This is a genomic window from Bacillus cereus group sp. Sample62, assembly GCF_036851315.1.
Taxonomy (GTDB): domain Bacteria; phylum Bacillota; class Bacilli; order Bacillales; family Bacillaceae_G; genus Bacillus_A; species Bacillus_A wiedmannii.
Genome location: NZ_JAFLPK010000001.1, coordinates 1,227,247 through 1,247,553 on the forward strand (window position 1 = coordinate 1,227,247; position 20,307 = coordinate 1,247,553).

Sequence of the window (20,307 nt, forward strand, 5' to 3'; positions counted from 1 at the left end):
AGGGGAGAAGTAAAAATGAAAACATTGCTAGAGGTAAAAGATTTGCAAGTCTCCTTTGATACACATGCAGGTGAAGTACAAGCTGTACGCGGTGTTACTTTTGATTTGAAAAAAGGAGAAACATTAGCGATTGTAGGAGAATCTGGTTCTGGTAAATCAGTTACTTCTAAAGCGTTAATGGGATTAATTCCGAATCCTCCAGGACGTATTAAAAACGGTGAAATCGTATTTGAAGGTCGTGACTTAACGAAATTAACAGAAAAAGAAATGCAACAAGTGCGCGGTAAAGATATCGCGATGATTTTCCAAGATCCTATGACATCATTAAACCCAACGATGACAATTGGGAATCAAATTATGGAAGGTCTTATTAAACACCAAGGGATGAGTAAAGCAGACGCACGTAAAGTTGCGTTAGAATTAATCGACCTTGTAGGTATTCCGAATCCAGAAGCGCGTTTAAAACAATATCCTCACCAATTCTCAGGTGGTATGAGACAGCGTGTAGTTATTGCGATGGCGTTAGCTTGTAACCCGAAATTATTAATTGCCGATGAGCCGACAACAGCGCTAGACGTTACAATTCAGGCGCAAATTTTAGAGCTTATGAAAGACATTCAGCAAAAAACAGAAGCGGCAATCATTTTCATTACGCATGACTTAGGTGTAGTGGCAAACGTTGCGGACCGCGTAGCAGTTATGTACGCTGGTAAAGTTGTTGAAATTGGAACGGTTGATGAAATTTTCTACAATCCAAAACATCCGTATACTTGGGGCTTAATCGCATCTATGCCAAGTTTAGATGGTTCAGAAGAAGAATTATATGCAATCCCTGGAACGCCTCCAGATTTATTGAAGCCGCCAAAGGGAGATGCTTTTGCACCACGTAACCCACAGGCACTGAAAATTGATTTTGAAATGGACCCACCTTTATTTAAAGTAAGTGATACACACTATGCGGCAACTTGGTTACTTCACGAGCAAGCTCCAGAAGTAAAACCGCCGGCAGTTGTTGAAAAACGTATTCTTCAAATGAAAGCAGGTGAACAACATGACTAAACAACGTGAGAAATTAATTGAAGTAAAAAATGTAAAGCAGCACTTCGACGTGAGTGGTGGTGTTGTCAAAGCGGTTAATGATATTTCATTTGATATTTTCCGCGGAGAAACATTTGGTCTTGTAGGAGAATCAGGTTGTGGTAAATCGACAACTGGAAGAACGATTATTCGTTTATATGATGCAACTGCTGGTGAAGTATTGTTCGATGGTGAAAATGTACATGGTAAAAAATCACGCGCAGAGCTGAAGAAGTTCAACCGTAAAATGCAAATGATTTTCCAAGATCCATATGCATCATTAAACCCTCGTATGACAGTAGGGGATATTATTGCAGAAGGTATTGATATTCACGGACTAGCAAAAGGCAAAAAAGAGCGTATGGACCGTGTTCATGAATTATTAATCACAGTTGGTTTAAATAAAGAGCACGCAAACCGTTTCCCGCATGAATTCTCAGGTGGACAACGTCAACGTATCGGTATCGCTCGCGCACTTGCTGTAGAACCTGAATTTATCATTGCTGATGAGCCAATCTCAGCACTTGACGTATCAATCCAGGCGCAAGTTGTAAACTTACTGAAAAAGTTACAAAAAGAAAAAGGTTTAACATACTTATTCATTGCCCATGATTTATCAATGGTAAAATACATTAGTGACCGCATCGGCGTAATGTACCGTGGTCAAATCGTTGAGCTAACAACAAGTGAAGAGTTATATGCGAATCCAATTCATCCATATACTAAATCACTATTATCAGCAATTCCGCTTCCAGATCCAGATTATGAGCGCAATCGTAAACGTATCGTATACGATCCATCTCAGCATGATTATGCTAGTGAAGCACCGACAATGCGTGAAATTCGCCCAGGACATTTCGTATTATGTTCTGAAGCGGAGTATAAGAAATATAAAGAGATTTATCAATAATAAAAAAGCCAATCTTCCGTAACGGAAGATTGGCTTTTTTCTACTATATAATAAATTTGTCAACATTTCTCGGTAAGTCGATATATTTAAAGAATCGCAGATATAAGTTTCCTTTACTAATGAATACACCTTAATTAAAGGAGTATTATTGTGCCTGAACAGAAACACTCTCCTCTTGTTCTTCAGGTTTAACGAGTGCATAACGTTCCCACGCTCTACTTTTCCAGCGGAAGAACATAATGATGGCACGTGTCCATTCATCAATAGCAATCGCCAGCCAAATACCAACGAGCCCCATATCTAAATGAAAGGCGAAAAAGTAACCGAGTGGTAAACTCATTAACACCATAGAGAATGCTCCGATTAATACTGGGTACTTTGCATCACCAGCTGCGCGAAGTGAATTGATAATGACGATGTTCATCGTACGTCCCGTTTCAAGTAGTACACTTAGTAAAAGAACTGACGCACCTAACGTAATAATGTGCGGATTATCTGTAAACAGTCCCATTAATTGTGTACGGAATGTAACGACGAGACCGACCATACATAAAGTGACGCCAATTGCCCATTTTACACTTTTCCATACGCGTTCATACGCTTCGTCTTTTTCACCACCGCCAACGAGGCGTCCGATAATAATGGCTGTTCCCATACCAATCGCAATAGCGAATAAATAAGTGAACATAGAAATGTTCGTAGCGTATTGTCTAGCCGCTAATGATTCCGTTCCTAAATATGTTGCATAGTATAAGAAGACAATTTGGCAAGCTTGATACATAACCTGCTCAAATGCAGATGGAATCCCGATCTTTAAAATTTTCCCGATGTATTCTTTTGATAAGGTGAAGTAATATTGTAATTTCACACGATATTCCATAACGCGGTACAGTAACCAGAAGAAAACGATAAGCGCGATAAGTCGGCTGACAGCAGAAGAAATGGCAGCCCCTTGTACACCGAGCTCTGGGAAACCAAATTTCCCGAAAATGAGTACGTAGTTTCCAGCGATATGAATAATATTCATTCCAAGTGAAATAAACATCGCTTGCTTTGTGAAGCCGTGTACGCGGATAATTGCGGCTAATGAATTAATAATAGCTTGAAGGAAAATAGCTCCCCCGACGATGGATAAATAGTTTTGTGCATACATGAGTACATCGCCTTGTAAGTTCATTGCCATCATCATATGTTTTGAAAATAAAAGAAAACCAGCGCTTATAACGAGTCCGACCACTAAATTTAATGTGACGGCTAAAGCTGATATTTTAGATGCTTCCATAAAGCGTTTGGAACCGAGGTATTGAGATACGACGATAGCTGCGCCGTTCCCGATGACTTCTAGTACCAAAATAGCGATATGGAGATATTGATTCGCTGCACCAACCCCAGATACAGCATCGTCTGATAATGCACTTAACATGAAAGTATCAGCGATCCCCATTAACATAAATAGAAAAACTTCTAGAAAAATAGGCCATGTTAATAAGAATAAACTTAATTTCTCTGTCGGCCCGTTTTTTGCCTGAATTGCTGCCATGTCCGTCCCCTCTTTACCGATATCTATTTTTAGCAAAGTGTATCGTAACATACTTTCCTATCCTTTGCACTCATTTTAACCTACATATCTTTATTATGAAGGGAGCGCTATTTTATGATAAAAAGAGAAGGATAATTATGCAAAAAGTATTATGAGATATAAAATTTATTTTTCTCTGATAATTTAGAAAAATATAAAAATAATCATTTTTAACACTTTAGTAAGGATAAACGGCAATATGAAACGTTTACAAAGGTTTATTTTTTAACAGAAAATTTTAATAAAATAGAAATATAAATATACAAAAAATATATTTGTGTGTATAATATGAATTGTTAGAACATATATATATTTCTTTTTGTTTGAAAATGAAAGGGCTAACATTTTTGTGGAGGGTGGAAGTATGAAAAAAAAGATGCCAGTTTTTGTAGTATCAACAGTAGCGATGAGCATGATGTTAGGGGCATGTAGCTACCAAAAAGATGAACCGCAAGCGAACGCAAAAGGGGATAGCGGGAAAAGCGGTGCGAAACAAGTTATTAACTTAATTGAAACACAAGAAATTCCAACGATGGATCCAGCGTTATCAGCTGATGCAGTTTCTTCAAGAGTAATGACTAATACGATGGAAGGCTTATACAGTTTAGGAAAAGATGATAAGCTAGTTCCTGGTGTAGCGAAGGAATTCCAAAAGTCAGAAGACGGTAAAAAATATACATTTAAATTACGTGAAGATGCAAAATGGTCAAATGGTGAGCCTGTGACGGCGAAGGATTTCGTATACGCATGGAAAAGAGCGATTAACCCAGATACAGCTGCGAAATCAGCGTACATTATGTATGATATAAAAAATGCAGAGAAAATTAATAAAAAAGAGATGAGTCCGGATCAATTAGGTGTAAAAGCGATTGATGACTATACATTAGAAGTGGAATTAGACAATTCAATTCCATACCTTGTAGATTTAATGGTATATCCAATCTTCTATCCTGTGAATGAAAAGTTTGTAAAAGAGCAAGGTACGAAGTTTGGTTTGGAATCGAATACAACACTTTATAACGGACCATTTACATTAAGTGATTGGCAACATGAACGTAGCTTTAAAATGACAAAGAGCGCGTCATATTGGGACAATAAAGAAGTGAAGATTGAGGAAGTAAACTTTAATATTGTAAAAGATACGTCTACGCCAATTAATTTATATGAAACAAACGCAGTCGATCGAGCGACGTTATTAGCAGAGTTCATCGATAAATATAAAGGAAAACCAGATTTCCAAACAGTAGAAGATACATCTGTATTCTTCCTTCGTTTAAATCAAAAAGACCCAGCTTTAGCAAATAAAAATATTCGTAAAGCAATTTCACTTGCTTTTGAACGTAAGCCGTTCGTTGATACATTATTAAATAACGGTTCAAAGCCAGCGACAGGATTAATTCCTGATAACTTCATTAAAGGGCCAGATAAGAAAGACTTCCGTGCTGTAAATGGAGATATTGTAAAACCAAACGTGAAAGAAGCGAAGAAATATTGGGAAGCTGGTAAAAAAGAACTTGGTAAAAATGAAATCGAATTAGAGCTATTAAATGAAGACGTTGAATTATCGAAGAAAACAGGTGAATATTTAAAAGGTGAATTAGAAAAGAATTTACCAGGTTTAACAGTGAAAATTAAACAACAACCATTTGCGCAAAAACTAAAACTAGAAGATGCGGGCGATTATGTTATGTCATTCTCTGGATGGAGTGCAGACTTCCCAGATCCAGTTACATACCTTGATATGTTTGTAACGGACGGATCACAAAATAAAATGAAATACTCTAATCCGAAATATGATGAAATTATTACGAAAGCGAAGAAAGATGGAAGTGATGTAAATGCTCGTTGGAAAAACTTACTGGAAGCAGAGAAAATGTTACTTGATGATGCTGCGATTGTTCCAGTATATCAACGTGGTAGAGCGTACTTACAAAGAGAATCAATTAAAAATATGTACAACCATAAATATGGCGGCGATTTAAGCTTTAAATGGGCGTCAGTAGAGAAATAAGAAAAAAGCAGGTGATTACCTGCTTTTTTTAATATGTACGTTTCTTATAAATACCTTTCCCGCCAACTTGGTTCCAGCCGGATTGTACATCCAAACTTTTATTAACAAACTTCATCTTTTCTTTTCCGCCAAAGAGTTTTTCACCAATGCTATTTGTAATGACACCAATCAATGCTGTGATTCCGATGATGAGGGCAGCAACAGTGACAAAATCAATAAAAAAAGCAATCATTTGCAAATTCCCCCTTTGCCTGTCTGTATGTTTATTGTATGAGATAAAAGATAAAAAAGAAAGAAATGTCAGAAAAATAATTGATTTATTTTAGAAATCGTATAGACATGGATGAGGATGTTTGTTAAAATGAGAACAAGTGTTCTTTTTGATTCTCACTTGTATAGTCTTACATTTCTTAATTGATTTATCAAGAAAAGGTAAGAAAACGTTCTCTTTTTCATAGGGAAGATTATGGGGAAATATCTGTATATCACATGAAAAATCTATGACAAGCCAGTAATAAGAGGGTTGAAGGTTATTGTTGAAGTACAGCTGAAGTTAGTGTAATTATGTTACATAGCAGTGGAATACACGGAAGAGTTTTCTCAATTAGAAGGAAATTTACTGTATATTTCTTGCAAAATCTATTGTATAATGATTATAGAAGTTACTTATTAAAAGTAATTGTTGTTTGCTCAAAGTTGTTGCTTACATGAAATGTGATTTTTTGCACTTTGTTATCAGACAAGGTATCGTAAAAAATTGCTGAATTTAGAAATTTAAACTGTAATTAGTACAGAATTTGTACTCTTTAAGGAGAGTGAGCTTTGTATGGTAACATTATATAGTTCTCCAAGCTGTACGTCTTGTAGAAAGGCGAAATTATGGCTAGAGGAAAATCATATTCCTTATACAGAACGTAATATTTTCTCAGATCCATTAACGATTGAGGAAATTAAAGAGATTTTACGTATGACAGAAAGCGGAACGGATGAGATTATTTCTACTCGTTCAAAAGTTTTCCAAGAATTAAATGTAAATTTAGAGTCTTTACCACTTCAAGATTTATATAAGATGATTCGTGACTATCCAGGGATTTTACGTCGTCCAATTATGATTGACGAGAAACGCCTTCAAGTAGGTTACAATGAAGACGAAATCCGCCGTTTCTTACCACGTACAGTAAGAACGTTTCAATTACGTGAAGCACAGCGTCTTGTAAATTAATTATAATAATATGAAAACCTTCTACCTATTATATAGTAGAAGGTTTTTTTTAATGTTTCACGTTTCGTAATCGAACTTGTTGCACGATAATACCGATGAATAGAACAGTGAAAATGAATAAGAAAGGCATGCTTGTAGTGAAATTTGGATTATTATGAAAGAACGTTGCAAGCCTGTCTTCATGTGTAACCATTTTTCCTGCTGTATAGGCGAGAATCGCTGCTCCGCAATAAATGAGGAATGGAAAGCGTTCCATAAGTATTAAAATAAGTTTGCTACCCCAAATAATAATTGGAATAGAAATGAGTAAGCCGATTATTACGAGTAAAAATCTTCCGTGAGCTGCACCTGCAATGGCAATAACGTTGTCAAACCCCATAACGAGATCCGCGAATACAATTGTACGCACAGCTTGAAATAAAGTTGTTTTCCCCTGAATAGCAGAAAGATCGTTGCTATTATCAGTTAGTAAATTTACTGCAATTAATGTAAGTAAAACGCCCCCGATAAGTTGTAGAAATGGAATGTCGAGTAAATAGACAGCTAGTATAGTAAGGATAATTCTTAGTACGATTGCTAAAAGAGTACCAATCAAAATGGCTTTATTTCGTTTCGATTCAGGTAAATTTCGGCTAGCTAGTGCGATGACGATTGCGTTGTCACCACCTAATACAACATCGATACCGACAATCATAAGTACAGATGTTAAAAACTCTAAGTCCATTCGTCTGCCTCCATTTATGATGTATTAATAAGCGAACTGTATGTATGTGGTGAAGAGAGAGATTAAATCATCTTCTCTAATAAAAGTTTCACTTTATTACAGTGTACGGAGGAAGGTGGAAATGTATGTCCAAATTTTTCATGAGTGAGAAATCGCTATAATGATATATTTGTGTAGGTGGTCGAATGAAGATAGGCATATAACTATTTTTGTAAAATAAATCGATTTTATTTCCATTCTGGAGAATCTTATCATAAAATGAGAGTACAAGAATCTATTGATTTGTCATATGAGTGGGGAATCCCTTCATAACAATTATAAGCAGGAAGGGAGAGTTGTATTTTGGATATTGAAAGAATTAATGACCATACGATGAAATTTTTTATTACGTACATTGATATAGAGGATAGAGGATTTAATCGTGAAGAAATTTGGTATGACCGCGAACGAAGTGAAGAGCTCTTTTGGGAGATGATGGACGAAGCTCGTGATCATGATGATTTCTTTATTGATGGACCGTTATGGATTCAAGTGCAAGCAGTCGATAAAGGGATTGAAGTACTTGTAACGAAAGCAGAGCTTTCAAAGGATGGACAAAAGCTAGAACTACCAATAGGTGTAGATAAAATTATAGACATTCCTCTAGATGAAGGCATTGAATCATTATTCCAGCAAGAATTAGTGGAAGAGGTAGAAGAACAAGCCGGAACAAACTTTAACGAAGATGGTACGTTTGGCTTTTTAATTAAGTTTAATGATTTTGAAGATGTCATTTCATTAAGCCACCGTCTTATCTTTGAAGATATAAAAGATGAGCTGTATTCATTTGAGAACCGCTATTATGTATATGTGGAATTCGATGAAGTGCTACATGATGAAGAAGAAATTGATCGTATTTTAAGTATTGTTTTAGAATACGGAGAAGAATCAACTTTAACAATTCATCGTGTAAGTGAGTATGGGAAACAAATTGTGAAAGAGCGTGTGCTTGAAACAATTCGCAATAATTTTCCTGCTAAAACGTAGGCCGATTTCTGTAGTATGAAATCGGCTTTTTATATGAAGAATAGGAAAGCTTTCTTAGTAAGGAGGTAAGAGATGAAAAATACATTAAAGTTGATTTTCTTTGTTCTACTATTGTTCGCATTATTTGTTTCGTTACGTATGTTTATTGATGTAGCATTTTATTCGGATGTAATTGGGATAAAAGATGTTTCGATTTTAGGTATTATTAGTATTTTATTTACGGTATCTGCATTTTTAATTGGATGTGTTATTTTCTTAGAGAACCGTCATCCGTCTAAAACACTTACATGGCTCATTGTGTTAGGTATTTTTCCGGTATTTGGATTCTTCGCTTATTTATTATTTGGACAGAACTTTCGGAGGAAGAGAATGTTCCAAAAGAAGGCGTTGCTCGATGAACAAGCATTTTTACAATATAAGGGGCATGAAGATTACGAAGAACGGATTTTGCGCAATCATAAGCATCAAGAGCTGTTATTTCGTTTAGCGGACCGCTTAGGCGCTTTAAATATTTCATTTCAAACTGAAACGAGAACATTAACAAATGGAGATGAAACGTTTCAGGCCATTTTAGATGGATTAAAACGAGCGAAACACCACATTCATATGGAATATTACATTGTGCGTGATGATAAGCTTGGAACAGAAATTAAAGATATTTTAATACAGAAATCAAAAGAAGGTGTTGTCGTTCGTTTTTTATATGATGCGGTTGGAAGTTTTAGATTATCGAATTCATATATTGAAGAATTGAATGATGCAGGAGTAGAAATGATTCCGTTCTTCCCTGTGCGCTTTCCGATTTTAAACGATAAGATTAATTATCGAAACCACCGAAAAATCGTTATTATTGATGGAAATGAAGGGTTTGTCGGTGGATTAAATATTGGTGATGAATATTTAGGGAAGGATAAATATTTCGGTTTTTGGCGAGACACGCATTTATATTTGCGTGGTGAAGCTGTTCAAAGCTTGCAACTTATTTTCCTTCAAGATTGGTTTTATATGACTGGTGAGGCTGTGCTGGCCCCTGAATATTTACAAGCGAAAGCAGTTGAGGGTGATCATTGGGGAGGCGTACAGCTCGTTGCAGGTGGACCAGATAATAAATGGGAAACAATTAAACATTTATACTTTGCCATGATTGCTTCTGCGCGGAAATCCATTTGGATTGCGACGCCGTATTTCATTCCGGATGATGATATTTTATCCGCATTAAAGGTAGCGGCACTTGCTGGTATTGATGTCCGTTTGTTAATGCCGAGTAAGCCTGATAAGCGCACTGTCTTTTACGCATCGAGATCGTACTTCCCAGAGCTTTTAGATGCAGGGGTAAAGATATATGAATACGAAAAAGGTTTCCTCCATAGCAAAGTTGTCATTGTCGATTCTGATTTAGCTTCAATTGGGACTGCTAATATGGATATGAGAAGTTTTCATTTGAACTTTGAAGTAAATGCCTTTTTATATGATACAGACAGCATTCGAAAACTTGTTCAAGATTATAAAGAGGATATAGAAGAATCAAGTGAAATTCATGTCGATCGTTTTCATAAAAGGCGTCTTCATAGACGAATTGTTGAATCGACGTATCGATTATTATCACCTTTATTATAAAAAGAGATGTCCGAAATTGGGACATCTCTTTTTTAAAAGGAATTTGTAATAAATTGTAGAATATAAGGAGCTGAAAGGGTGTGATTCCGATGTTTATCGCCAAAAGAGAAAACGGAGAAAAAATTCATTTACTCTATCATCATGATGAAGAGCTTTTACATCGTATGCGTAAAATGGAAAGCTTCTTTTGCATAGCTTGCGGGAAGGAAGTGCAAATGAAATTAGGGAAACAAAAAAGTTGGCATTTTGCTCATAAGAAAATGGACGCGTGTCTTGCTTTTTATGAAGCAGAATCTATGTATCATATGCACGGTAAAGAATTGTTATATAGGTGGTTCAAACGTCAAAACTTTCCTGTGTATATAGAGCACTATCTTCCAGAAATTCAGCAACGACCAGATATTTTCATAAAGAGAGCAGGGAGAACAATTGCGATTGAATACCAATGCGCCAATCTCTCTATAGAGCAGCTGTACAAACGAACCTATTCGTATTGGCAAGCTGGTATACAGGTCATTTGGATCATTGGTGGAAATCAATTGAAAAGGCAATCAGTATATTGGATGAAATTCTCCTCATTTATGGCATTCTCCTTACAATCTTATCCTCAGCCATTTCTTATTTTCTTCTGTTCGAAACAAAAATCATTTATGAAATGCGCGTTTCTCACTTCATTTTCTACAAGCATCTCTTTCTCACATATTATCTATTTACCAACTGAAACGACTACTTTTGAAATGCTCTTTTCTCCCGTCTCTTTCCGAAAAGAAAGATTAGGTGAGGAATGGAAAAAGCGAAAGATCTATTTTCGGCAAAACGCTCTGCCGATTTGGAATTACAATCATAGGTCACTATTACGCCTCTTATATCAATGTAAATGTACCCCAGCAAATTTTCCTTCTGAAATCGGTGTGCCACTCCCGTCCTCATTTGCTTTTCAAACAAATCCATTTATATGGCAAGCTTTTCTATATATAAAGTGTATAGGTGAGCTTGCGGTAGGGGAGTGTATTTCCCTTCAATATGTATGTAGTTATGTGAAAACGTATACGAAAAGGCGCATGCTCCCGTACTTTTCACGGCATATATGGAAAGTAGCAGTTGCTGAATATATGACATTTTTATGTTATGCAGGTGTATTACAGAAAGTAGGGACTTATAAGTACCGGAAAAAAAGAGAGGTAGTTATGTTGAAAACAGAGGAGGAAGTTATAAAATCTGATGAAATTTGCTTAGCGTATGCCTTATCTTTATTTGAGGAAAAGTACAACATGAGAGAAGGAAAAGGGGATATAATAAAGACTGATCGTGAAGGAATTACATAAGAAAAATCGAATTGTATGTAAGTAGAGATATTTAAAGGAGGGCTTAAAGGATGTCTGAACAAAACACAGCAAAAACTTTACCAGATCGCAAAGAAATTGAAGAATCAAGTACGTGGCGATTAGAAGATATTTTTCAAACAGATGCAGAATGGGAAAAAGAATTCCAAGCCATTAAAGAGCTATTACCGAAGTTAACTGAATTTAAAGGGAAACTGGGTGACTCTGCGCACAATTTACTTGAAGCATTGCAATATGAAGATGAAATTTCAATGCGATTAGGTAAGCTATATACATATGCACATATGCGTTACGATCAAGATACAACAAACTCTGTGTATCAAGCGTTAAATGACCGCGCGACAAATTTATATTCACAAGTATCTAGTAGCACAGCATATATTGTGCCTGAAATTTTATCGATTTCAGAAGATACACTGCAAACATTCTTGAAAGAAAATAGAGACTTAAGTGTATACGAACATGCATTAGAAGAAATTACGCGTCAACGCCCGCACGTATTATCTGAAGCGGAAGAGGCTCTATTAGCAGAAGCATCTGAAGTAATGAGTGCGTCAAGTAATACATTTGGTATGTTGAATAATGCGGATTTGAAATTCCCATCTATTAAAGGTGAGGATGGAGAAGAAGTGGAAATTACACATGGTCGTTACATTCAGTTTTTAGAAAGTGATGATCGTCGTGTGCGCGAAGATGCATTCAAAGCTGTATATGAAACGTACGGAAAATATAAGAACACATTTGCAAGCACGTTAAGCGGAGCTGTGAAACGTAATAATTTCAATGCGCGTGTTCGTAAATACGATTCTGCACGTCAAGCGGCATTAAGTAATAACAATATTCCTGAAGCGGTGTATGATCAACTTGTTGAATCTGTAAATGATAATTTACACTTGCTACATCGTTACATTGATATTCGTAAGCGTGCACTAGGACTTGATGAGCTTCATATGTATGATTTATATACACCACTTGTACCAGAAGTGAAAATGAACGTGAAGTATGAAGAAGCACAAGACATGTTATTAAAGTCTTTAAACGTACTTGGTGATGAGTATGTTGACATTTTAAAAGAAGCATATGAAAATCGCTGGGTAGATGTGTATGAGAATAAAGGAAAGCGAAGCGGAGCATATTCATCTGGTGCATATGGAACAAATCCGTATATTTTAATGAACTGGCATGATAATGTAAATAATTTATATACACTTGCTCATGAGTTCGGTCATTCCGTGCATAGTTACTATACAAGAAAGACGCAGCCGCACGTATACGGTGATTATTCAATCTTCGTTGCGGAAGTAGCATCAACTTGTAATGAAGCACTTCTAAACGATTATTTATTAAAAACGACAGAAGATAAGAAAGAGCGTCTATACCTATTAAATCATTATTTAGAAGGATTCCGTGGTACTGTATTCCGTCAAACGATGTTCGCAGAGTTTGAGCATATTATTCATAAGAAAGTACAAGAAGGACATGCGGTTACGCCAGACATGTTAACGGAGATCTACTATGATTTAAATAAGAAATATTTCGGTGATGCTTTAGTAATCGATGAAGAAATTGGTTTAGAGTGGTCTCGTATTCCGCACTTCTACTACAACTATTACGTATACCAATACGCAACAGGATTTAGTGCAGCAACGGCTTTATCTAAACAAATTTTAGAAGAGGGGCAACCAGCAGTAGAACGTTACATTAATGAGTTCTTAAAAGCAGGAAGCTCAGATTATCCAATTGAAGTGCTGAAAAAAGCTGGAGTAGATATGGCATCTCCAGAACCGGTAAAAGAAGCGCTACAAGTATTTGAAGAGAAATTAAATGAATTAGAAGCATTATTATTTGAAGAGAAGTAATTGTAAAGACGAGGAATTTACCTCGTCTTTTTTTGTTTTAAATATTTTTTGTCGATATTTGTCGAAATAATAAGGTGAATTTCTTTCTTTTTTCTAAATTAGAAGGCAGTTTTACAGGTGATTTTTGTAGTTAAAACCCTTTAAATCGTTTTTTATGGTTGAAATAAGAGAGAGCGATGAAGATGACTCCAAATAAAAGAGGGAAGGCAATAATTTTAGGAAAAGCTTGTAGTAGAGAGAGGATGTACAAGAAAAAAGAAACGATGAAAGCTAGTAAGATAAGTAAAATATACGTTTTTTTCATACAGAACACCTCCAAAATAGCTTTTTTATAGCTTATTCAGAAATGAAAACGTTTAGAATGTGACAAAAGTGTGAAATTCGACAAAAGGGGTTGTCATCTGACGTCGAATCTTGTAATATAATAAGCGTGAACGAATTCACATACAAACATATACCCCTTTGTTTGAACGTGAAAATTTCTCCCATCCCCTTTAATATTTTTATAAGCCGTAAAGAAGAAGACCTGGTGTTTTACACCAGGTCTTTTTCTTTTGCTATCCATTTCCAATAACGCTCACATTTTACTTCAATCATTTGTACTTTTCGTTTCAGTTGTAATTTTTTCAGTTCACGCTCGATCTCTTGCTGCGAGCAGTCATATATAAATGCTACTTCTTTTGAAGATATAAATTGCGTTGCTTCTAGTAACACTTCTAAAGGTGGTAATGGTTCTGGCTCGATTTCACATTTTACAAGTTCTTTCAATAATTGTACGTATACGTCGTAGGAATAAGTTCCAGCGATTTTAATGCCTTCTTCATCTGAATTCGCATGAAAGAATACGAGAGAAGGTATTTCTGTAATATGCATCTCATTTGTAAATTTTAAGTCACATTGGAAAGCTTTTTTTGCGCTAGCGGAATGTAGGTCTTTTTTAAATTCTTCTACATCAATATCGCTATCTCTTGCACATGCAAGTAATAATTCGCAGTCAGGGTTTGATACATTTTCAAGGAAAATGTATTCTTGGAGTTTTCGCAAAAACTTCGAACCTGCTTTTCGGCCCTGTAACTCCGCTGCCTTAATTGCCATCGAAACTAAATATGGTGTTGACGATGCTTCTTGCATATGTACCTTTCCATCACATGAAAAACCTTGTAAACTTGTTGTCTTTTCCCACACAAATCGAATATTAGCAGGTTTATTCCATTTGTGTGAGGAAGCGTTCGTTCCGTCCACTTTTCCAGTTACGATATGACGAATAGAGAAGTATTTCCCGTATTCAAGCCATAGTTTAATAATAAAGGGCTCAATTTCCCAGCAATCTTTACAAAGTGGATCAATAAATAAATATGCTTCTACAGACTTATGCTCACATGCGGAAGGAGATGGCATATTTAAATGCGTTGCTTCCTGCTTATCCATTACACTTCACCTGTTTCGTTTGGAGTATTAACCATATGCTGAGCAGTTAACGCTAAACGTTCAAAAACGAACTCTCTTATATGACCGTGCACTCCTGTGTCATCCATTGCTTGCTCCATACATGATAGCCAAGCCTCTGCTCGTTTTGGAGTAATCTCAAACGGAAGATGGCGTGCTCTTAACATAGGATGACCATGTTCTTCAGTGTACAAATTAGGACCACCTAAATATTGCGTTAAAAATTGTTTCTGCTTCCTAGCGGTTTCTGTTAAATCATCCGGGAAGATGGGAGATAGGTCAGGGTGTTTACTGACATAGGAATAAAACGTGTCTACTAATATTGCAATGCATTGTTCACCGCCAATTGCTTCAAATGGTGTCATCGGTTGCTTGCTCATCCTTTATAAACTCCTTTTTCCATGAAATGTATATCTATTGTAGCAATGGAATGTTCTAGAGGGCAAATAAACAGCCTTCATAACGTTCTTTGCTTATTTTTCAAATGTAAAAGAATCTTTTCCTTTTAAAAAGTGAGATATATCCACTAGTAGAACGTATTCACTAGTGGAATTTTCACTTTAGCGTGCTTTGTTTTGTTTGGCAAGGAAAAAGCGTTTTACTTTATTATTTGTATGACGGATTGGTATGTCGTGCTGTTTTAATAAATGAATAAATGCAGCTTTTCCTGTTTCTTCATCTTGCACTTCAAATTCAATTTCATAATCATCGTGATTGTAATAGAAACTATGATCAAAGACAAGCGTTCCGCCTTCAAATAGTGTTTCGGCTCTTTCAGTTGTTAAACTACCCATATAAGTTAAAGTGGAAACAGGAATTTGTAATTTGTGTAGTTGATCCATTACAGCCCCTGGAATGATTACGTTTGTTTCCATCATCATTCTTGCTTCGTCTTCTGTTACGACTTGATGCGTTTCTAACAAGCCGACTTCTGCAGGTTGTTTCAATGTTAATGTATAAGTTTCTCCTTTATGACGAATACGAAGTGCAGAGCCAGCTTCTTTTAACGAGAAGCTCGTTGTTTCAAAGTAGTGATTCACCTGTTTCGTAAATACTTCAATAGAGAATGATTTACATAATGTATCGAATTCTTCTTCTGTAACAATATTTTTAAATTCAATTTCAATTTCTTGTGTCATTGTATGCGCGCTCCTTTTAAAAAATAATTCTTTACACATTATCGCTTTTTCATAAATTTGGTTCAATGTTTTATTTGTTTGCGTCCATGTTATGATACAATAATACTGTTAAGTAAGACAGGAAGTTGAGATGGAGGAGTTAGAGCATGCAAAATAAAATTCAAGTTAAGAGCGTAGAAAAGAGAGAGAATGCGCTTATTTTTTGTGCGGAAAATAATGAAATAGAGGTAAAGGAGTTAAGTGCGCGTAATCACGTACTTGTAGACTCAGACAATTTATCATTTTTATATATTTTAGAAAACGAATCATCTTTCATTTATGTAAGTATTCCGCACAAATGCTGGGAAGCAATGCATGAAGCGATGAATAACGATATAGTAATGTTCGTTCGTGTGAATGACGTTGAAATGGAATTAGAAAATTTAAAAGAAGAAGTAGAATATTTAGTTGAAAATATTGAAGGTAATGCAAATTACGGAGAAGAACTAGTAACTGCTGTAGAAAAAGTATTTCTATAAGCAAATGGATTGATTTTGGTGGTGGTTGAAATGAATCGAAATTGGGAAGAATTTTTAGCACCTTACCATCAAGCGGTGGCAGAGCTGAAAGTGAAACTAAAAGGAATGCGTACTCAATTTGCAATGTTAACAGAGCATTCTCCAATTGAGTTTGTAACAGGAAGGGTAAAGTCGGTTGCTAGTATTATTGATAAAGCGGAGAAGAGAAATGTACCGCTAGATCGGCTGAGAGAAGATATGCAAGACATCGCGGGCCTTCGAATGATGTGTCAATTTGTTGATGAGATTAAGCCTGTTGTAGAATATCTTCGAAAACGAAATGACTTTGAAATCGTGGAAGAACGTGATTATGTCACGCAAAAGAAAGATAGCGGCTATCGCTCTTATCACGTTGTCATTAGTTACCCTGTTCAAACGATTCAGGGAGAAAAAAAAGTATTGGTAGAAATCCAAATACGCACGTTAGCAATGAACTTTTGGGCAACAATTGAGCATTCTTTAAATTATAAATATAGTGGACGTTTTCCTGAAGATATTAAAATACGCTTGCAACGCGCAGCGGAAGCGGCGTTTTTATTAGATGAAGAAATGTCTTCTATTCGTCTTGAGATTCAAGAAGCGCAGAAAGCTTTTTCAAGAAAACAAGAAACGAAAGATTCCGAATCATAAACTAAAGGGTGTTGGGCGATGAAATTTACAATTATGTCAAAGGGAGATCAATCATCAGATACACTGGCAAGCACGATGAAAGAATACTTGCTAGATTTTGGATTTATAATGGATGAAAAGGAACCCGATATTGTAATTTCTGTTGGGGGAGATGGAACGCTTTTATATGCGTTTCATCGTTATTATAATCGATTGGATGAAACAGCATTTGTTGGTGTACATACAGGGCATTTAGGTTTCTATGCAGATTGGTTACCGACAGAAGTAGAGAAATTAGTAATTGCAATTGCTAAAACACCATTCCAAGTGGTGGAATATCCGCTTTTAGAAGTGATTATTCGCTATGTGAATGGGAGTAAAGAATCACAGTATTTGGCGATGAATGAAGCAACTGTAAAAAGTGCAGAAGGTACATTAGTAACAGAAGTAGAAATACGCGGAGAGTACTTTGAAACGTTCCGCGGAGATGGCCTTTGTATTTCTACTCCTTCGGGAAGTACTGCATATAATAAGGCGCTTGGCGGAGCGATTATTCACCCTTCTATTGAAGCGATTCAAATTGCAGAAATGGCATCTATTAATAACCGCGTGTTTCGTACTGTAGGCTCGCCACTCGTATTGCCGAAGCATCATACATGTGTGTTGAAGCCGGCTGCAGGAATGAACTTACAAATTACGGTGGACCATTTAACGATGGTTCATCAAGATGTGAAATCAATCCAGTATCGCGTTGCAAACGAGAAAGTACGATTTGTTCGTTTCCGTCCGTTCCCGTTCTGGAAACGAGTTCGTGACTCGTTTGTTGCAGATAAATAGAAAGGGTTTATATATTTGAACAGATTTACATTGAAATGGGATATAGAATCGGCTGAAGAGGGAACTTTAGTTAGAGAGTTTTTAAAAACAAAAGGGATTTCTAAAGCCGCCTTAACGGATATAAAATTTCGCGGCGGAGCTATTGAAGTAAATAATCAACATGCGAGTGTTCGTCATCAGTTGCAAGCTGGTGAAGAATTACGTGTCTTTTTTCCAGTGGAAGAAAGAAGTGAAGGGATGATTAAAGAAGATATCCCTTTATGTATTGTATATGAAGATGATGCGGTTCTTGTCATAAACAAAGAGGCGAACATGTCAACGATTCCGTCTAGAGAACATCCGGCAGGGAGTGTTGCGAATGCGCTCTTATCTCATTATGATAAGCAGCATCTTGCAAGTACGGTGCACATCGTAACAAGATTAGATCGTGATACTTCAGGGCTTATGCTTATTGCAAAAAATCGTTTCGTGCATCATCTTTTATCGAAACAGCATCAACAAAAAGCTGTGAAAAGAACATATGAAGCAATTGTTCACGGTGAGATGATAGAACGAGAAGGAACGATTGATGCACCGATTGGACGAAAATCGGATAGCATTATTGAGCGAACCGTTTGTGAAAATGGGCAAAGAGCAGTTACTCATTTTAGAGTGATGGATAGCACCAATCACAAGACGCATGTATCACTTGAGCTTGAGACCGGAAGAACGCATCAAATTCGTGTACATATGGCACATATAGGCCACCCGTTACTTGGTGATGATTTATATGGAGGACGAAGAGATGTGATAAAACGTCAAGCACTTCATAGTACATCTTTGACGTTTTATCATCCTATTTTAGAGAAGGAAATGTTTTTCACTACAACGATTCCAAGCGATATGGAAGAGGTATTAAGGCGTACTTAAAAAGGGAACAAAATTCTTATGAAACGAAGAATTTTGTTCCCTTTTTTCTTAGCGGAATAATATTAAAATTTGATTTTCACCCGTGCGCTTTATAACGAAAAAGCCACTTTCGGATTTTGTAGCAATGCCATCGTTATTTGGACGACAATATCCATGCGTTTCGCAAGTGCCGTCATCGCGTACTAACATTTGTCCAATTAATCCGACAGGAAGCCACTCGGTACGATCTTTTCTTGCTATATATTTGCAAGTCGGATCCCATCCTGTATTTAAAAGAGGTTGTATGTCTTGCGATTCCGTACGCACATATTGGCGTTTTCCAAAGTTATCTGTTTTATAGCGTTTTTGCCAACTTAAAGCACCGCTATTTCCTATAAGGGCGGGGGTTGCACTAGATATTCCTAAAATGAATGAATCGTTTGAAGTAGCGATCCGAATTTTTTCTTCGCTACTAAATGTAACGAAATAACCTACATCAATAAAATTATTGTCTGTTGTTTCAAACATTTGTGCAAAATCAGTTCCACTTGCATTGTAAGAAGCGCCATCAATATACATTTCCCCATTATGAGCAAGCCACTTTGCACCGATATTATGATCGGTTTCATTTGTGCCGTTTGCAATAAACCAAGAATAAGATTCTTCTGCTGTGCCGAAGCGCCCCATAATATGGCTACCTGCAAAATGAGCTGTTGATGTATGATTACCTTCCGCATGAGAAGAGAATCCGTTAGCGATAGTCGCGGTTCCCTCTGCATGTGCTGCTTCGCCTAAAGCGATTGTGTGTTTACCTTCCGCATGAGAATAAGAGCCACCTGCTGTCGTTTCACTTCCTTCACTATGGGAACTATGTCCAGTTGCTTTCGTTTTTGATCCTTCCGCATGAGAGAAAGAAGCTTTTGCGTGTGTAAGAAGTCCTTCTGCATGTGAAGCTGAACCCTCTGCATTAGAGTGAAGCCCCTCTGCATGTGCATACCGTCCCCCTTTTTTTACTTTTGTATTTTCAGGTGTAGGAGTTTGAATTATGATCGTTTTTTCTGTTTGTATATCATTGGATGGTGCTAATGCTTCTCTTATTTTTTTCACTTGATTTATAATAGCAGCTGGAATTTCTGATTCTGCTTTTTTATTTATTGCTACAGGGATGTCTTCTTCTGTATTTTTCTCTGTATGCTCAGAAGGCACAATCTGTTCAGTGTGAGTAGAGAGAGGTTTATTTTTTTGCTGCATCTTTGTTTTTCTATTATCGATTATGCGGCTCATTACAGCATTTTCTAAAGAGACATATTTTTGTTTAGCTTTGTTTTTGGGGGAAGCCCCTTGTCCGTCCGGTTCTTCTAAAGCTGCAGCTCGAATGCTGCACCAGTTGTTAATTCCGTACATGGGCAGATAAAAAGGCGGGCATTTTCTTTTTTGTTTAGAAGATTTTTTCTTCATTCTGT

At 36.5% G+C, this 20,307-nt stretch carries 20 protein-coding genes; 12 read left to right on the plus strand and 8 right to left on the minus strand.

The window, feature by feature from the left end; all coding sequences use genetic code 11:
* Positions 1 to 15 precede the first annotated feature (15 nt).
* Complete coding sequence (locus J0835_RS06130) at positions 16 to 1,059, plus strand: ABC transporter ATP-binding protein (RefSeq protein WP_000854346.1); 1,044 nt, start codon at positions 16 to 18, stop codon at positions 1,057 to 1,059.
* Positions 1,052 to 1,987 carry an ABC transporter ATP-binding protein gene (locus J0835_RS06135; protein WP_048559565.1) on the plus strand — a complete coding sequence of 312 codons (936 nt, stop codon included), beginning with the start codon at positions 1,052 to 1,054 and terminating at the stop codon, positions 1,985 to 1,987. The genes J0835_RS06130 and J0835_RS06135 overlap by 8 nt, the downstream gene beginning before the upstream one ends.
* Before the next feature lie 145 nt (positions 1,988 to 2,132).
* Here the strand turns inward: J0835_RS06135 and J0835_RS06140 are convergent, their stop codons facing one another.
* Entirely contained in the window at positions 2,133 to 3,578 is a 1,446-nt protein-coding gene (locus J0835_RS06140; RefSeq protein ID WP_140386699.1) for an MATE family efflux transporter, read from the minus strand.
* Positions 3,579 to 3,930: 352 nt separating this feature from the next.
* Between J0835_RS06140 and J0835_RS06145 the strand changes: the two genes are divergently transcribed.
* Positions 3,931 to 5,577, plus strand: a complete 1,647-nt coding sequence (locus J0835_RS06145; RefSeq protein ID WP_087979788.1) for a peptide ABC transporter substrate-binding protein — start codon at positions 3,931 to 3,933, stop codon at positions 5,575 to 5,577.
* Positions 5,578 to 5,605: 28 nt separating this feature from the next.
* On the opposite strand, the gene J0835_RS06150 is transcribed toward J0835_RS06145, so the two are convergent.
* Positions 5,606 to 5,809 carry a hypothetical protein gene (locus J0835_RS06150; RefSeq protein ID WP_000559978.1) on the minus strand — a complete coding sequence of 68 codons (204 nt, stop codon included), beginning with the start codon at positions 5,807 to 5,809 and terminating at the stop codon, positions 5,606 to 5,608.
* Between the two features lie 594 nt (positions 5,810 to 6,403).
* Here J0835_RS06150 and spx point away from each other — a divergent pair.
* The gene (gene spx, locus J0835_RS06155) at positions 6,404 to 6,799 is read left to right on the plus strand and encodes a transcriptional regulator Spx (protein WP_000258267.1); all 396 of its coding nucleotides are present in this window, start codon (positions 6,404 to 6,406) and stop codon (positions 6,797 to 6,799) included.
* A gap of 49 nt (positions 6,800 to 6,848) precedes the next feature.
* On the opposite strand, the gene J0835_RS06160 is transcribed toward spx, so the two are convergent.
* The gene (locus J0835_RS06160; RefSeq protein ID WP_087979789.1) at positions 6,849 to 7,523 is read right to left on the minus strand and encodes a TerC family protein; all 675 of its coding nucleotides are present in this window, start codon (positions 7,521 to 7,523) and stop codon (positions 6,849 to 6,851) included.
* 342 nt (positions 7,524 to 7,865) lie between these two features.
* On the opposite strand from J0835_RS06160, the gene mecA reads away from it, so the two are divergent.
* From mecA to pepF, 4 genes are all read left to right on the plus strand, one after another.
* Positions 7,866 to 8,549 (plus strand): adaptor protein MecA, encoded by a 684-nt coding sequence (mecA, locus tag J0835_RS06165; protein ID WP_087979790.1) that lies wholly within the window; start codon positions 7,866 to 7,868, stop codon positions 8,547 to 8,549.
* Between the two features lie 72 nt (positions 8,550 to 8,621).
* Entirely contained in the window at positions 8,622 to 10,166 is a 1,545-nt protein-coding gene (locus tag J0835_RS06170; protein WP_000799207.1) for a cardiolipin synthase, read from the plus strand.
* 80 nt (positions 10,167 to 10,246) lie between these two features.
* Entirely contained in the window at positions 10,247 to 11,491 is a 1,245-nt protein-coding gene (locus J0835_RS06175; protein WP_087979791.1) for a competence protein CoiA, read from the plus strand.
* Between the two features lie 50 nt (positions 11,492 to 11,541).
* Positions 11,542 to 13,368 (plus strand): oligoendopeptidase F, encoded by a 1,827-nt coding sequence (pepF, locus tag J0835_RS06180; RefSeq protein ID WP_087979792.1) that lies wholly within the window; start codon positions 11,542 to 11,544, stop codon positions 13,366 to 13,368.
* Positions 13,369 to 13,498: 130 nt separating this feature from the next.
* On the opposite strand, the gene J0835_RS06185 is transcribed toward pepF, so the two are convergent.
* The 4 genes from J0835_RS06185 to J0835_RS06200 form a co-directional block, all read right to left on the minus strand.
* Positions 13,499 to 13,672 (minus strand): hypothetical protein, encoded by a 174-nt coding sequence (locus tag J0835_RS06185; protein ID WP_087979793.1) that lies wholly within the window; start codon positions 13,670 to 13,672, stop codon positions 13,499 to 13,501.
* Between the two features lie 230 nt (positions 13,673 to 13,902).
* Entirely contained in the window at positions 13,903 to 14,796 is an 894-nt protein-coding gene (locus J0835_RS06190; RefSeq protein WP_087979794.1) for a ClpXP adapter SpxH family protein, read from the minus strand.
* Positions 14,796 to 15,194 carry a globin domain-containing protein gene (locus tag J0835_RS06195; protein ID WP_000043382.1) on the minus strand — a complete coding sequence of 133 codons (399 nt, stop codon included), beginning with the start codon at positions 15,192 to 15,194 and terminating at the stop codon, positions 14,796 to 14,798. The genes J0835_RS06190 and J0835_RS06195 overlap by 1 nt, the downstream gene beginning before the upstream one ends.
* Before the next feature lie 180 nt (positions 15,195 to 15,374).
* A complete protein-coding gene (locus J0835_RS06200) occupies positions 15,375 to 15,953 on the minus strand; it encodes a CYTH domain-containing protein (protein ID WP_087979795.1) in 579 nt (192 codons plus the stop codon).
* 146 nt (positions 15,954 to 16,099) lie between these two features.
* Here J0835_RS06200 and J0835_RS06205 point away from each other — a divergent pair, with 146 nt between their 5' ends.
* From J0835_RS06205 to J0835_RS06220, 4 genes are read left to right on the plus strand one after another with little or no spacing between them, the layout of a single operon-like run.
* Complete coding sequence (locus J0835_RS06205; RefSeq protein WP_087979796.1) at positions 16,100 to 16,471, plus strand: hypothetical protein; 372 nt, start codon at positions 16,100 to 16,102, stop codon at positions 16,469 to 16,471.
* Positions 16,472 to 16,501: 30 nt separating this feature from the next.
* Complete coding sequence (locus J0835_RS06210; protein ID WP_001081480.1) at positions 16,502 to 17,140, plus strand: GTP pyrophosphokinase; 639 nt, start codon at positions 16,502 to 16,504, stop codon at positions 17,138 to 17,140.
* Positions 17,141 to 17,158: 18 nt separating this feature from the next.
* The gene (locus J0835_RS06215; RefSeq protein WP_000673190.1) at positions 17,159 to 17,956 is read left to right on the plus strand and encodes an NAD kinase; all 798 of its coding nucleotides are present in this window, start codon (positions 17,159 to 17,161) and stop codon (positions 17,954 to 17,956) included.
* 15 nt (positions 17,957 to 17,971) lie between these two features.
* Positions 17,972 to 18,865, plus strand: a complete 894-nt coding sequence (locus tag J0835_RS06220; RefSeq protein WP_087979797.1) for an RluA family pseudouridine synthase — start codon at positions 17,972 to 17,974, stop codon at positions 18,863 to 18,865.
* Between the two features lie 48 nt (positions 18,866 to 18,913).
* Here the strand turns inward: J0835_RS06220 and J0835_RS06225 are convergent, their stop codons facing one another.
* On the minus strand, positions 18,914 to 20,302 hold the full coding sequence (locus tag J0835_RS06225) for a peptidase G2 autoproteolytic cleavage domain-containing protein (protein ID WP_087979798.1): 1,389 nt from the start codon (positions 20,300 to 20,302) through the stop codon (positions 18,914 to 18,916).
* Positions 20,303 to 20,307: the final 5 nt, after the last annotated feature.